Genomic DNA, 12247 nt, shown 5'->3' with positions numbered 1-12247 from the left:
ATGCAGGCACCAGCGCAAGCGCTGACCCTGGGGCCACCGGCATCGGCCCACGCATTGGTGGACTTGTGGAGTGGCCCGCCCCAGGCGGAGGCGGCGCTGCCGCGCCGGCGCGACACGCTGGAACGCGAGATCGTGCTGCAGCGCCAGGAGCTGGCGCGCTTGCGCCGCAGCCTGCAGCTGAAATGCGAGCAGTTGCGCAGCGTAGAGCAGGTGCTGTGTGCCGCCCAGAGCGACATGGAGCTGGCCGGCCGGATGGCGCAACTGGGCCAGCTGGCCAAGAGCATCACGCATGAGCTGAGCCAACCCCTGAGCGAGATGCGCACACTGGCGCGCAACGCGATGGCCTACTTGAGCAGCGGCAACCCGGACAAGGTCCAGCGCAGCCTGGCGCGCCTGGACGACGCCGGCGAACGCATGACCGCCAGCTTGGCGCGGCTGAAAATGCTGACCCGCCAAAGCAGCGAGGCCGCCAGCCCGCTGGACCTGTGCGACAGCGTGCGTGCCTGCGTGCAACTGCTGCAGACGGATTTTCGCCAGGGCGATGTACGCCTGCTGCTGCAGTTGCATGACGGCCCGGTGCGTGCCTGGGGCCATGGCGCGCGCGTGGCGCAGGTGCTGGTGTGCCTGCTGCGCAATGCGCTGGATGCGGTGCAGGGCGCGTCCAGGCGCCAGGTGCAGGTGGCGGTGCGGCATGAGGGCGACCAGGCGCTGGTCAGCGTGCGCGACAGCGGCCCGGGGTTGAGCGACGACGTGCAGCGGCGCCTGTTCGAACCCTTCTTCACCACCAAGCCCTGGGGCCAGTCGCTGGGCCTGGGCCTGTCGATTGCGCTGGGTGTGGCGCACACCATGCGCGGCACGCTGCAGGGCGGCAACCACGCCGAGGGCGGGGCCGAGTTCAGCTTCAGGCTGCCGCTGCACCCACCCTGAAGTGCCAACGCTACAGGTGGGCGGCACAATGGGCGAATGCAAACCACCCCATGGAACCCTGCACCATGATCACCTGCTACCTGCGCTACATCCTCGACCCCGACAAACTGGCCGAATTTGAAACCTACGGCCGCATGTGGATTCCGTTGGTGGCCAAGTTTGGTGGCACCCACCATGGCTACCTGATGCCCAGCGAAGGCGCCAGCAACGTGGCGCTGGCGTTCTTTTCGTTCGAGTCGCTGGCGGCTTACGAGCGGTACCGCATCGCCGCCGCCAGCGATGCCGAATGCCAGGCTGCGATGGCCTACTACCGGCAGACCAAGTGCTTTCTCAGCTACGAGCGCTCGTTCTTCCGGCCCGTGTTCAGCTGACCGCCGCCACGGGGCGGGCGGCGTTCCCGCTCGCTCTCAGGCGGCAACGGCCTGGTTCTTCAGCCCCAGCACCTCGATGGCCTCGATGCTGGGCGGCTTGGCGAACAGTTCGCCAGCCTTGGCCATCAGCGCCTGGGCGATCGGACCCTTCAGATGCGCCTGGCGCCCTTCTTCGCTGGTGAAGGCGTCGAACACGCCAAAGGTGCTGGGCGACAGCTTCAGCGCGAACCAGATCGGCGTGCTGGCCTCCTGGTTGGCCATGGCCAGACCGGCTTGCAGGAACTGGGCGACGTCGGCCTCCTTGCCGGGCTTGGCTTCGAGACGGGCGAACAGGGCGAGTTGAATGCTCATGAGGACTCCTTGGGTAGACAGATGAAAGTTGCTGTGTGTGACGCCCGGCGACGGGCGACGCAATGGACTTTACAGACGACCCGCCCTCTGGCACAGTGGCACGATTGACAACTTTGATACCAATCAGGACAACCCGTGAAAGTCGCCGTGGTAGCACTGCAAGGCGTGTTTGACACCGGCTTGGCCACCATGCTGGATGCGCTGGGCACCGCCAACGAGCTGGCGCCGCTGCTGGCTTTGCCCGCGCCGTTCGAGGTGGTGGTGGTGGGCGCCAACCGGCGCGTCAGCAGCGCGCAGGGCATGCGCGTGCCGGTGCAGCCGTTTGCCGCCTGCCCCCGGCCAGACTGGGTGCTGGTGCCGGCGCCTGGCTGCAAGATGCCCGACACCTTGGTGCCGGCGCTGGCGCGACCCGATGTGCGGCGCAGCGTGCAGGCGTTGCGCGACTGGTCGGCGCGCAGCGTGCCCATTGCCGCTGCCTGCATAGGCAGCTTCGTGCTGGCCGAGACCGGTTTGCTGGAAGGCCGCGAGGCCACCACCAGCTGGTGGCTGGCGCCACTGTTCCACCAGCGCTATCCCAAAGTGCGGCTGGATGCCGACCGCATGCTGGTGCGCAGCGGTCCGTTCGTCACCGCTGGTGCGGCGCTGGGCCATCTGGACCTGGCGCTGTGGCTGGTGCGCCAGGCCAGCCCCGAGCTGGCGGCGCTGGTGTCGCGCTATCTGATTGTGGATGCGCGGCCGGCGCAGTCAGCCTATGCCATCACCGACCATCTGGCGCACACCGATCCGCTGGTGCAGGGGTTCGACCGCTGGGTGCGTGGCCACATGGCTGGCGCCATCTCGCTGGACGATGCCGCTGCCGCGCTGGCCACCAGCAAGCGCACGCTGGCGCGGCGCGTGCAGCAGGTGCTGGGCAAGACGCCGCTGACCTACATCCAGGACTTGCGCATGGAGCGCGCCGTGCACCTGCTGAAGACCGGCCACCACAGCGTGGACCAGGTGGCCGACAGCGTGGGCTATGCCAACGGCTCCACGCTGCGCACGCTGTTGCGCAAGCGGCTGGGGCGCGGCATTCGCGAGTTGCGGGCGGCTTGACGGCGCCGCAGTGGTCGTTCAGTCCGCGTGGCGCAGCCGGTACAGCCCCACGTCCACCCGCCCACCCAGGAAGCCGGCTTCGCAGTAGCCCAGGTAGTATTCCCACAGCCGCTTGAAGCCCTCGTCAAAACCCAGCGGCGCAATCTGCGGCCAGGCGGCCAGGAAGCGGCGCCGCCACTCGGCCAGCGTGCGCGCGTAGCCGATGCCGAAGCACTGCGTTTCTTCGATCACCAGCCCGGCGCGTGCGGCTTGCTCGTGCAGCGCGCTGGGGCAGGGCAGCATGCCACCGGGGAAGATGCAGCGCTGGATGAAGTCTGCCCCCTGGCGGTAAGACGCGAACTGCGCGTCGTTGATGGTGATGGCCTGCAGCACGGCCACGCCACCAGGCAGCAGCCGTCGGCGCAGCGTGTCAAAGTAGGTGGGCCAATAGGCCTCGCCCACGGCTTCCACCATCTCAATGGAGACGATGCGGTCATATTGACCCTCGATGTCGCGGTAGTCCTGCAGGCGCAGGTCGAGCTTGTCGGCAACACCCCAGGCCTTTGCGCGGTCTTGGGCAAAGGCCAGTTGTTCGCTGGACAGCGTCACGCCGGTCACGTGGGCGTCGAAGCGCTGCGCCAGCGTGGCCGCCAGCGTGCCCCAGCCGCAGCCGATCTCCAGCACCCGGGCGCCGGGCTGCATGTCCATCATCGCCAGGATGCGTTCCAGCCGGCGTGCCTGCGCGGCCTCCAGCGTGTCGTCTGCCGCGTCGCTGTACAGCGCGCTGGAATACAGCATGCTGTCGTCCAGCCAGTGGCGGTAAAAGGCGTTGCCCAGGTCGTAGTGGGCAGATATGTTGTGGCGGCTGCCGCGCCGGGTGTTGGCATTGGCCAGGTGGGCCAGCCGCGCCAGCCAGCGCGCCGGGCCACTGCCGGCCAGCAGTGAGCCCCAGGCGGCCTCGTTGGCCAGGCCAAAGGCCAGCAGCGCGGGCAACTCGGGGCTGTCCCAGTCGCCATCGCGCCAGGCCAGCGCCAGGCCCAGGTCGCCTTCCAGCGCCAGGCGCCACAGTGCGCGCCAGCGGTGCAGGTGCACGCTGGCGTGTGGGCCGGGCTCGCTGCCCGTGGCTTCCAGCCGGCGGCCATCGGGCAACGTCAACGTCAAATGGCCCACGCGGGTGCGCGCCATCAGCTTGTGCAACAGGTTGGCGACGGGGGTGAAGCCAGCGCGCGGCAAGGCCTGTGTTGGAGCGTTCAGGGTAGGGGTGGGCAGGCTCATGGCTTGTCGGTCGTGGAAACAGTGGTCAATTCGTGAGCCGGTGCGGGCGGACGCGGCTGCAGCGGCACGCCCTTGAGCCACAGGCGCAGCGCTTCCCAGTGGATGGCGGCCACCACCTTCAGGGTCAACAGCGGGTGGCTGAGGAAGACGCGCAGCAGCGCGCTGTCTGTCAGCGCTTGGCGCTGTTCATCCAGTCGCGCATTCAGCACTGCGCCCTGCGCGTCATGCACGCTGACGCCCACCGACAACTGCTCGCCCGGCGGCTGGATGCGAAAGCCATAGTGCATCGCCATGCCCAGGAAGGGCGACACGTGCATGGCCTTGTCGCAACGCTGGCTGATGATGGGGCTGGCGGGATCGTCGACGGGCACCAGGTAGCTGTGGCGCTCGCCAAAGGTGTTGTTGACCTCGTAGATGAGGGCTTGCAGTGCGCCTTCGGGCGCATAACAAAACCACACGCTCAGCGGGTTGAACACATGGCCCAGCAGGCGTGGCATGGCCAGCAGGCGTATGGCGCCGCCGGTGGGCAGGCCGGCGGCCCGCTGGCGCGCATTGATTTGCGCGTGCAACGGCGTGCCGCTGCCGTCCCCATGGTCGCCTGGGTAAAAACTGAACAGGTTGAAGCGCCCCAGCGAGAACAGCCGCAGCCGTGCGGCGAGTGTCGGCAACTCGTCGATGTCGATCAACAGGTTGTAGACCCGGTAAGCCAGCCGGTGGCGGCGCGGCCGCAGCCGCTGGTGCATCACCGTGCCCACGTACAGGGCCGATGCCTGCTGCTGAGGTTCTGGCTGGATGCCGCTCATGACGTCGTGGCCTCCGAGTGGCCCGTCAGGTGGATGCGGCCGGACTCGTTGGCCACTTGCCAGGGCCGGCGCTGGCCACCCAGGGCTTCGGCCACGGCCAGTCCGGCCTGCAGTCCGTCTTCGTGGAAGCCGGCGCCGAAGTAGGCACCGCAAAACCAGGTGCGCCGCTGGCCCTGCAGTGACCACAGCTGGCGCTGCGCGGCCATGGCGGCGGCGTCAAACAGCGGGTGCTCGTAGACCTCGGTGCGTATCAGGTGCTCGGGCCGGGGCGGCACCGGCGGGTTCAGCGTCAGGAACAGCGGCCCGGCCGCCGGTCCCTGCGGCAGGTGCGGCTGCAGCCGGTTCATCCAGTAGCTGACGGTGGGTGGCGCGCTGCTGCCGCGCTGGGCCAGGTAGTTCCAGCTTGACCAGACGGCGCGGCGAGCCGGCATCAGCGCAGGGTCGCGGTGCAGCACCGCCAGGTTGCGGCTGTAGGCAAAGGCACCCAGCAGCCGGCGCTCCTCGGCAGAGGGCGCATCCAGCAGCGCCAGCGAGCGGTCGGCATGGGTGGCCAGCACCACGTGGTCAAAGCGCTGCGGCCACCAGCCGTCGCGGGTGCGCAGGCGCACGCCCTCGGGCTCGCGGCGCAGTTCCAGCACCGGTTGGTCCAGCCGCAGCTGGCCGGCAAAGGAGCGGCTGAGCCGGTTCACGTACTCACGGCTGCCGCCGGTCACGGTGCGCCAGATGGGCCGGTCGCTGATCTGCAGCAGGCCGTGGTTCTGGCAGAAACGCACAAAGGCTGCCACCGGGTAGCGGCCCACCTGTGCGGCCGGTGCCGACCAGATGGCCGCGGCCATCGGGTACAGGTGGTCGTCGCGCAAGGCGCGGCCATAGCCGCGCTGGTCCAAATAATCATCGAGTGTTTGATCGCCGGCCAAGGGGGCGTCGCGCGGGGCTTCCTTGTAGAAGCGCAACAGCTCTTGCAGCATGGACCAGAAGCGTGGCCGCAGCAGGTTGCGCTTCTGGGCGAACAGGCCGCGCAGGTCGGTGCCGGCGTATTCCAGCGCGCCGTTGTCCAGGCTGACGGCGAACGACATGTCCGACGCGGATGTGGGCACCTCCAGGTGACGGAACAACGCGCTCAGGTTGGGGTAGGCCGGCTCGTTGTAGACGATGAAGCCGGTGTCCACCGGCAGCAGACCGCGCGCATCGGGCACGTCCACTGTGTTGCTGTGGCCGCCTATGCGCGCATCGCTCTCGAACACGGTCAGCTCATGCCGACCGGCCAGCAGCCAGGCCGCGGACAGGCCGGCGATGCCGGTGCCCACCACGGCGATCCGCAGCCGGGGTGGGGTGCCGTCTGCGGTGTGCGCAGGGCTGCTTTGAGGGGTTTGGAGACGGGGCATGCCGGTATATACGCAGCAGGGCTGGCTTTGGATCGCTGGCGGTAACCCTGCATGACGCGGTTGGGTGATCCAGCCCCGGTTTTTGCGCGTATAAACGGCATGGCTACCCTCAAGCCCCTATTCCAAACCCGCAAGCTGATGGACGACACACCGCCCCGCAACCCCCGTGCGCCGGTGTTGACGGTCGTCTCGGTGGCTGGGGAGCCGCCCGCCCGCCCGGACGCCGAGTGGGTGCAGGCCTTGCGCGCGCTGGCCGAGCGGCAGGACCGCGAGGCCTTTGGGCGGCTGTTTGCCCACTTCGCACCGCGCGTCAAGCGCTACCTGATGCAAGGCGGCAGCCCCGAGGCGCAGGCCGAGGATCTGGCGCAGGAGGCGCTGGCCATTGTCTGGCGCAAGGCCGCGCTGTTCGACCCGGCACAGGCCGCGGCCTCGACCTGGATCTTCACCATTGCCCGCAACCTGCGCACCGACGCGCTGCGCCGCCGCCGGGGTGAGGAGCCCGGGGAAGAGAATTTCGACTTTGACCTGCTGGAAGCGCCGCAACCCGCGCTGGACGACGACTTGCACGCCGCCCGCATGGGCGAGCAACTGCGCGGCGCCATGGCCAAACTGCCTCCCGAGCAGGCGCAGGTGCTGCGCCTGTCCTATTACGACGACGAACCGCATGCGCGCATCGCCGCCCAGTTGGGTATTCCGCTGGGCACGGTGAAGTCACGCATGCGTCTGGCGGTCGCGCAATTGCGCCGCCTGCTGGAATGCTGACCATGGACATTCAATACCACCCCGACGACGACCTGTTGCTGGCCCGTGCCAGCGGCAGCCTGGGGCTGGGCCCCCGGCTGGTGCTCGACAGCCACCTGGAACTGTGCCCACACTGCCGTGAGCGTGCCCGCACGCTGGACACACTGGGCGGCGTGCTGCTGGACGAACTGGCGCCGGCAGAGATGGCTGGCGACGCGCTGGCCCGCACGCTGGCGCGCATCGATGCTGCCGAGGCTGACCAGGCCAACACCCGGCGTGTGCTGAAGGTCAGTGCGCCGCCGCCGTTGCCGCAGGGCGCCAGTTGGCCGCGTGCGCTGGTGCCATACAGCGCCACACCCTGGCGCTGGGTCGCCCCAGGCATGCGCTGGAGCCGGGTCGATGTGCCCGGGGCCAATGTGTTCCTGCTGCGCATCGGCGCCGGCAAGTACCTGCCGCAGCACACCCACAACGGCATGGAGCTGACCCAGGTGCTTTATGGCCGTTTCCACGACGGCCGCGCACTGTTTGGCCCGGGTGACCTGGACACCGCCGACGCCGACATCCACCACCAGCCGGTGGTGCAGGACGGCAGCGAGTGCATCTGCCTGGCCTCGCTGGATGGCCGGCTGCGCTTTGACGGTGTCATTGCCCGCGTGTACGGCGCCCTGGTCGGGATGTAGCCCGCAGGGCGATCCAGGCGGCCACCCCTGCCGAGCTGCCGGTGATGCAGGCACCCCAGAGCAGGTCGATCAGCGTGATGTGCCAGGGCCAGCCGCGCAGTGTGGCCTGGTTGGTCAGATCGTAAGTGGCATACGCCAGCAAGCCCAGCAACGCACCACGCAGCGCCGCGTTGGCGGCGCTTTGGATGGACATGGCTGGCAGCACGGCGAAATACACCACGCCCATCACATAGAGCGGGTAGAACAGCGCCACGGCCAGCCAATCCACCTGGCTGGCCATCAGCGGTCCCAGCGCGGGCTGGTACAGGCGTGCACTGGTGGTGCTGAGCCACAGCGCGTCCAGCGCGAGGAAGCAGACCAGGGCGACGGCATAGGCCAGCAGCAGGCGGCGCGGTGAAGTGTTCATGTTGATGTTTCAGGGTGGTACCGGGCCTGGCCCGGCAGGGGAGGAGGGGGCGGACGGATTGGCAGCGGCGGCAGGCAGCCGGTAGCTGAGCATGCGCCCGCCGGCCGCCACCGCATCCAGCGCGATCCAGCGGCCGCTGGCCGCGGCGTACCACAGCGTGATGCGTTGCTTGTCGGTCAGCAGCCGCCAGCCCTTGGCCGCCACTGGCTGGCCCTGCACGTCCACACTGGCGTCGGGCAGCCGCTCCAGGCGCACCGCCTCGGTGCGGCCGGTCTGCGGGTCCACCAGGCGCTGCTGCGTCAGCAGGCGCGGGTTCCAGTAGGCGAAGCCCATCAGGCAGTCGCCGTCAAAGCGCTGGTCCACCTGGATGGGCTTGCCGTCGTCGTCGGTGCTGGCGCGCAACTCGCGCAGGCAGTCGCCCCGCCAGCGCTCGCGTGCATGGTGGCGGTAGCGGTAGACCGTGAAGCCCAGCAGCCGGACGTCAAACTGCGCCCGGCTGTCCACCGTGCGCTCGGCACCCGTACCGGAACCGGGTCCCGTGCCGCTGACGGTGAAGCGGTGCATGCCTATGGGTCGGCCGTCCAGCGTGACGGCAAAATTCCACTCACCCGCTTCTGCTGTCGCCGGTTCGCCCTGCGCCAGGGCCAGGCCAGTCCACAGCAGCGCTGGCGCCAGCAGCCACCTCATGCCAAGGGACCTTGGCGCGGTGGCCAGGGGAAGAAGGCGCTGGTGCGCGCCATGTAGTCGCGGTAGGCCGGGCGGCGCTCGCCAATGTCCTGCTCCAACAGCGCCACGCCCGATACCTTCAGCAGCAGCCAGGTCATCAGCAGCGGCGAGGCCAGGCACCAGGCCACTGTCCAACCGCCCGCTGCGAAGCCCATGCACCCCAGGCCCCACCACATGCAGGCTTCGCCAAAGTAGTTGGGGTGGCGCGACCAGCGCCACAGGCCCTGATCCATCACGGCGCCTTCAGTGCGCGGTTGGCGGCGGAATTGGGCCAGTTGGGCGTCGGCCACGGTTTCAAACAGCAGCCCCATGGCGGCCAGCAGGGCGCCTGCAGCGTCCAGCATACCCAGCGGTCCTGGGTGGGTCAGCGCCGCCAGCACCGGCAGGCCCACGATCCAGGCCAGAAAGGCCTGCAGGCCGAACACGATGTAGACACTCTTGAGGCCGAAGTTGGGCTGGTTGCGCTGGCGCATGGCGGTGTAGCGGCGGTCTTCGCCATGGCCCCAGTTGCGCCATGTCACATGGAGCCCCAAGCGCAGCGCCCAGGCCAGCAGCAGCTCCAGCGCCAAGGCGCCGCGCGTGTCCACAGTCACTGCCCAGGCGTAGGCCAGCGCGGGTGCGGCGATGAACACCGGCCACCAGCGGTCGGCCAGGCTGGCGTCGCGCAACGGCAGGCTGGCCAGCCACACCGGCAGCGCCAGCAGCAGGGCGACCCCCAGGCCGGTGCCGGCGAGTTGCAGCGTGGTCATGCGCGCGGCTCGAACAGGTAATGGCTGACCCACCATTGGGCGCCCTGGTCATGGCCGAACAGCTCAGCCACCGACAGGAAGAACAGCCGCCAGCGCATCCACCAGATGTCGGCCTGCTCAGCGCCGTACACCTGGGTGAACAGCGGCATCAGCGCGTCGCGCTGCGCGTCCATGCGCGCCAGCCAGGCCTCGGCAGTGCGCTGGTAGTGGCGGCCGTCCCAGCGCCAGCGCTGCAGCAGGCGCAGGTCGTCCTGGCACAGCAGCGCCAGGTCGTCGCTGGGCATCATGCCGCCAGAGAAAAAGTGCCGGCTCATCCAGTCGCTGGCGTCGCGGTCCTCAAACGCATACGGGGCCTCGCGGTGCGCGAACACGTGCATGAAGAAGCGTCCGCCGGGCTGCAACCAGCCGGCCACCTTGGCAAACGCCTGCGGCCAGTTGCGCAGGTGCTCGAACATCTCCACCGACACCACGCGGTCAAAGCGGCGCGCAATGCTGAAGTGGTTGAAGTCGCCGGTCAACACCTCCAGGTTGCGCAGGCCGCGCGCGGAAGCTTGCGCCACGATGTGCGCGCGTTGCGAATGCGAGTTGGACAGCGCGGTGATGCGGCTGTTGGGGTAATGCTCGGCCATCCACAGGCTGAGCGAGCCCCAGCCGCAACCCAGCTCCAACACCCGCTGGCCGTCCGCCAGACCGGCGCGCGCGCAGGTCTCGGCGAGCGCGGCGGCCTCGGCCCCGGCCAGTGTGTCCACGCCCTCGGGCCACCAGCAACTGCTGTATTTGCGGTGGGGGCCCAGCACCGCCTCGAAGAAGGCGGCCGGCACTTCGTAGTGCTGTTCGTTGGCTTTCTCGGGCAGCGGGGCCAGCGGTGCCTGGTGCAGCGCATCAAAGAACTGCTGCGTCAGCGCTGCGCCGGCCTCCACGTCGCCATGGCGCATCTCGGCCAGTCGCTGGCGCAACAGCCGGCGTATGCCCACGCGCACTGCCGCATCGGGCACCAGCCCTTGTTCCACCCAATGGATGGCTGTCGAACTTGCCTGTGCGCCCATGGTGCATGCCTTTGGTTAGCCTTGATCCGTGCTTGTACGCAGACGGCAGCCTGCTGGATCATTGGCGGAATCGTGAAACATATTCCTTGACAGGAATATTCCAATTTGAGAATATATTGCCATGTCCGACATTTACGCCGCCATTGCCGACCCCGTGCGCCGCGACATCCTGGGCCTGCTGCGCGGCGGCGAGCACACGGTGGGCGCGCTGGTGGACCGGCTGACACTGGCGCAGCCCAGTGTGTCCAAGCACCTGGGCACGCTGCGCCAGGCTGGCCTGGTGCGCACGCGGGTGGACGGCCCACGGCGTTACTACAGCCTGGACCTGGCGCCGCTGGCCGAGGTGGATGCCTGGCTGAACGAATACCGCGAGTTCTGGGAGCGCCGGCTGGACGCGCTGAACGAGCACCTGAAACGAACCGGCTGAACAGAGGAAAGGCAACACCATGCGTGGCAAGCTTCATTACGGCTGGGTGGTGGTGGCGGTGGGCGCCCTGATCACCTGCACCGCCATGGGCGCGATGATGGCGCTGCCGGTGCTGTTGTCGCCCATAGGGGCGGACACCGGCTGGTCGCGCGCCGGCATCGGCCTGGCCATCACCTTCAATTTCCTGGCCATGGGCACGGCCTCGTTCGTGTGGGGCAGCCTGAGCGACCGGTTGGGCCCGGCGCGCGTGGTGCTGTGCGGTGTGCTGCTGCTGGGGCTGGGCCTGGCCTGGGCCAGCCGCGCGACCAGCCTGCTGGAGTTCCAGATTTCTTATGGTGTGGTGGTGGGTGTGGCCTCGGGCGCTTTCATGGCGCCGCTGATGGCCACCGTCACGCTGTGGTTTGACGAACATCGCGCGCTGGCGGTCGCGCTGGTGTCGGCGGGCATAGGCGTGGCGCCGATGACGGTGTCGCCCATCGCGGCGTGGCTGATCGAGTCCTACGGCTGGCGCCCCACGCTGCAGATGCTGGCCGGCGCCGTGGTGCTGTTGCTGGTGCCGGCGGCGTTGCTGGTGCGCCGGCCACCGGGCTTCGAAGTGGGGGGCGGCGCCCCTGCCAACGGCGGCCCTGGTGATGCTGTCGTCACCGCCAGCCTGGGCGAGCTGACCAAGCAGGCTTTCCGCTCCAAGCCCTTCATCGTGCTGGCGGCCACCTTCTTCGCCTGCTGCGCCACGCATGCCGGCCCCATCATCCACACCGTCAGCTACGCCATAGGTTGCGGCCTGCCCACCATGACAGCCGTCACCATCTACAGCGTCGAGGGCTTCGCCGGCCTGGTGGGCCGGCTGCTGCTGGGCGTGGCGGCGGACCGCTTTGGCGTCAAGCGCATCATCATCATCGGCCTGTTGGTGCAGGCACTGGCGGCCGGCGCCTACGCGGCGGTGTCGCGGCTGGGCGAGTTTTATGCGGTGGCCTTCATCTTCGGCCTGGCCTATGGCGGTGTGATGCCGCTGTATGCTGCGCTGGTGCGTTCGTACTTTGACCCCCGCATCATGGGCAGCGTGCTCGGTGGCCTGAGCATGATCTCCAGCCTGGGCATGGCCCTGGGGCCGGCCGCGGGCGGCTGGATCTACGACAACTGGCACACCTACAGCTGGATGTACCTGGGCTCGCTGGCGGTCGGGCTGGGCGCGGCGGCCATCGCGCTGGCGCTGCCGCGCGTGGTCCGTCATGGCGACAGTGGCGGTGCTGATGGCACTGGCCCCTCGGCGCAGCCCGCATGAGCCTGGC

General features: G+C 68.8%; 15 protein-coding genes. 7 read left to right on the top strand and 8 right to left on the bottom strand.

Going from position 1 to position 12247, the window contains the following annotated elements; all coding sequences use genetic code 11:
- Together AC1DX2_RS06115 and AC1DX2_RS06110 are read left to right on the top strand one after the other, a co-directional pair.
- On the top strand, nucleotides 1–927 hold the full coding sequence (locus tag AC1DX2_RS06115) for a sensor histidine kinase (RefSeq protein ID WP_477195397.1): 927 nt from the start codon (nucleotides 1–3) through the stop codon (nucleotides 925–927).
- Between the two features lie 65 nt (nucleotides 928–992).
- On the top strand, nucleotides 993–1298 hold the full coding sequence (locus AC1DX2_RS06110) for an NIPSNAP family protein (RefSeq protein ID WP_477195765.1): 306 nt from the start codon (nucleotides 993–995) through the stop codon (nucleotides 1296–1298).
- A gap of 36 nt (nucleotides 1299–1334) precedes the next feature.
- On the opposite strand, the gene AC1DX2_RS06105 is transcribed toward AC1DX2_RS06110, so the two are convergent.
- Entirely contained in the window at nucleotides 1335–1649 is a 315-nt protein-coding gene (locus AC1DX2_RS06105; RefSeq protein ID WP_477195396.1) for a putative quinol monooxygenase, read from the bottom strand.
- 135 nt (nucleotides 1650–1784) lie between these two features.
- On the opposite strand from AC1DX2_RS06105, the gene AC1DX2_RS06100 reads away from it, so the two are divergent.
- Nucleotides 1785–2741 carry a GlxA family transcriptional regulator gene (locus AC1DX2_RS06100; protein WP_477195395.1) on the top strand — a complete coding sequence of 319 codons (957 nt, stop codon included), beginning with the start codon at nucleotides 1785–1787 and terminating at the stop codon, nucleotides 2739–2741.
- A gap of 18 nt (nucleotides 2742–2759) precedes the next feature.
- Here the strand turns inward: AC1DX2_RS06100 and AC1DX2_RS06095 are convergent, their stop codons facing one another.
- From AC1DX2_RS06095 to AC1DX2_RS06085, 3 genes are read right to left on the bottom strand one after another with little or no spacing between them, the layout of a single operon-like run.
- On the bottom strand, nucleotides 2760–3995 hold the full coding sequence (locus AC1DX2_RS06095) for a class I SAM-dependent methyltransferase (RefSeq protein ID WP_477195394.1): 1236 nt from the start codon (nucleotides 3993–3995) through the stop codon (nucleotides 2760–2762).
- Nucleotides 3992–4798, bottom strand: a complete 807-nt coding sequence (locus tag AC1DX2_RS06090; protein ID WP_477195393.1) for a DUF1365 domain-containing protein — start codon at nucleotides 4796–4798, stop codon at nucleotides 3992–3994. The genes AC1DX2_RS06095 and AC1DX2_RS06090 overlap by 4 nt, the downstream gene beginning before the upstream one ends.
- Nucleotides 4795–6183, bottom strand: coding sequence for an NAD(P)/FAD-dependent oxidoreductase (locus AC1DX2_RS06085; RefSeq protein WP_477195392.1), 1389 nt, complete (start codon nucleotides 6181–6183; stop codon nucleotides 4795–4797). The genes AC1DX2_RS06090 and AC1DX2_RS06085 overlap by 4 nt, the downstream gene beginning before the upstream one ends.
- A 99-nt stretch (nucleotides 6184–6282) precedes the next feature.
- Between AC1DX2_RS06085 and AC1DX2_RS06080 the strand changes: the two genes are divergently transcribed.
- Together AC1DX2_RS06080 and AC1DX2_RS06075 are read left to right on the top strand one after the other, a co-directional pair.
- Nucleotides 6283–6945, top strand: coding sequence for a sigma-70 family RNA polymerase sigma factor (locus tag AC1DX2_RS06080; protein ID WP_477195391.1), 663 nt, complete (start codon nucleotides 6283–6285; stop codon nucleotides 6943–6945).
- 2 nt (nucleotides 6946–6947) lie between these two features.
- On the top strand, nucleotides 6948–7604 hold the full coding sequence (locus AC1DX2_RS06075; RefSeq protein WP_477195390.1) for a ChrR family anti-sigma-E factor: 657 nt from the start codon (nucleotides 6948–6950) through the stop codon (nucleotides 7602–7604).
- On the opposite strand, the gene AC1DX2_RS06070 is transcribed toward AC1DX2_RS06075, so the two are convergent.
- The 4 genes from AC1DX2_RS06070 to AC1DX2_RS06055 are packed head-to-tail and all read right to left on the bottom strand — an operon-like array spanning nucleotide 7567 to nucleotide 10531.
- Nucleotides 7567–8010 carry a DUF2177 family protein gene (locus AC1DX2_RS06070; RefSeq protein ID WP_477195389.1) on the bottom strand — a complete coding sequence of 148 codons (444 nt, stop codon included), beginning with the start codon at nucleotides 8008–8010 and terminating at the stop codon, nucleotides 7567–7569. The two genes, AC1DX2_RS06075 and AC1DX2_RS06070, sit on opposite strands and share 38 nt — an antisense overlap.
- 9 nt (nucleotides 8011–8019) lie before the next feature.
- Complete coding sequence (locus AC1DX2_RS06065; RefSeq protein ID WP_477195388.1) at nucleotides 8020–8697, bottom strand: DUF6134 family protein; 678 nt, start codon at nucleotides 8695–8697, stop codon at nucleotides 8020–8022.
- The gene (locus AC1DX2_RS06060; protein WP_477195387.1) at nucleotides 8694–9485 is read right to left on the bottom strand and encodes a DUF1295 domain-containing protein; all 792 of its coding nucleotides are present in this window, start codon (nucleotides 9483–9485) and stop codon (nucleotides 8694–8696) included. Before AC1DX2_RS06060 ends, AC1DX2_RS06065 begins: the two co-directional genes overlap by 4 nt.
- A complete protein-coding gene (locus AC1DX2_RS06055; protein ID WP_477195386.1) occupies nucleotides 9482–10531 on the bottom strand; it encodes an SAM-dependent methyltransferase in 1050 nt (349 codons plus the stop codon). Before AC1DX2_RS06055 ends, AC1DX2_RS06060 begins: the two co-directional genes overlap by 4 nt.
- Before the next feature lie 121 nt (nucleotides 10532–10652).
- On the opposite strand from AC1DX2_RS06055, the gene AC1DX2_RS06050 reads away from it, so the two are divergent.
- Complete coding sequence (locus AC1DX2_RS06050) at nucleotides 10653–10958, top strand: ArsR/SmtB family transcription factor (RefSeq protein WP_477195385.1); 306 nt, start codon at nucleotides 10653–10655, stop codon at nucleotides 10956–10958.
- A 19-nt stretch (nucleotides 10959–10977) separates the two neighbouring features.
- Nucleotides 10978–12240, top strand: a complete 1263-nt coding sequence (locus tag AC1DX2_RS06045) for an MFS transporter (RefSeq protein WP_477195384.1) — start codon at nucleotides 10978–10980, stop codon at nucleotides 12238–12240.
- Nucleotides 12241–12247 lie beyond the last annotated feature (7 nt).

Source organism: Hylemonella sp. P2_B10, from assembly GCF_056404875.1.
This window is presented reverse-complemented; position numbering and strand designations above follow the sequence as displayed.

What these genes read in the sequence shown, in the direction of transcription:
- AC1DX2_RS06060 (WP_477195387.1), bottom strand. Translation starts at nt 9,485, where the DNA reads ATGACCACGCTGCAACTCGCCGGCACCGGCCTGGGGGTCGCCCTGCTG.
- AC1DX2_RS06080 (WP_477195391.1), top strand. Translation starts at nt 6,283, where the DNA reads ATGGCTACCCTCAAGCCCCTATTCCAAACCCGCAAGCTGATGGACGAC.
- AC1DX2_RS06050 (WP_477195385.1), top strand. Translation starts at nt 10,653, where the DNA reads ATGTCCGACATTTACGCCGCCATTGCCGACCCCGTGCGCCGCGACATC.
- AC1DX2_RS06110 (WP_477195765.1), top strand. Translation starts at nt 993, where the DNA reads ATGATCACCTGCTACCTGCGCTACATCCTCGACCCCGACAAACTGGCC.
- AC1DX2_RS06045 (WP_477195384.1), top strand. Translation starts at nt 10,978, where the DNA reads ATGCGTGGCAAGCTTCATTACGGCTGGGTGGTGGTGGCGGTGGGCGCC.
- AC1DX2_RS06065 (WP_477195388.1), bottom strand. Translation starts at nt 8,697, where the DNA reads ATGAGGTGGCTGCTGGCGCCAGCGCTGCTGTGGACTGGCCTGGCCCTG.
- AC1DX2_RS06115 (WP_477195397.1), top strand. Translation starts at nt 1, where the DNA reads ATGCAGGCACCAGCGCAAGCGCTGACCCTGGGGCCACCGGCATCGGCC.
- AC1DX2_RS06085 (WP_477195392.1), bottom strand. Translation starts at nt 6,183, where the DNA reads ATGCCCCGTCTCCAAACCCCTCAAAGCAGCCCTGCGCACACCGCAGAC.
- AC1DX2_RS06105 (WP_477195396.1), bottom strand. Translation starts at nt 1,649, where the DNA reads ATGAGCATTCAACTCGCCCTGTTCGCCCGTCTCGAAGCCAAGCCCGGC.
- AC1DX2_RS06090 (WP_477195393.1), bottom strand. Translation starts at nt 4,798, where the DNA reads ATGAGCGGCATCCAGCCAGAACCTCAGCAGCAGGCATCGGCCCTGTAC.
- AC1DX2_RS06055 (WP_477195386.1), bottom strand. Translation starts at nt 10,531, where the DNA reads ATGGGCGCACAGGCAAGTTCGACAGCCATCCATTGGGTGGAACAAGGG.
- AC1DX2_RS06095 (WP_477195394.1), bottom strand. Translation starts at nt 3,995, where the DNA reads ATGAGCCTGCCCACCCCTACCCTGAACGCTCCAACACAGGCCTTGCCG.
- AC1DX2_RS06070 (WP_477195389.1), bottom strand. Translation starts at nt 8,010, where the DNA reads ATGAACACTTCACCGCGCCGCCTGCTGCTGGCCTATGCCGTCGCCCTG.
- AC1DX2_RS06075 (WP_477195390.1), top strand. Translation starts at nt 6,948, where the DNA reads ATGGACATTCAATACCACCCCGACGACGACCTGTTGCTGGCCCGTGCC.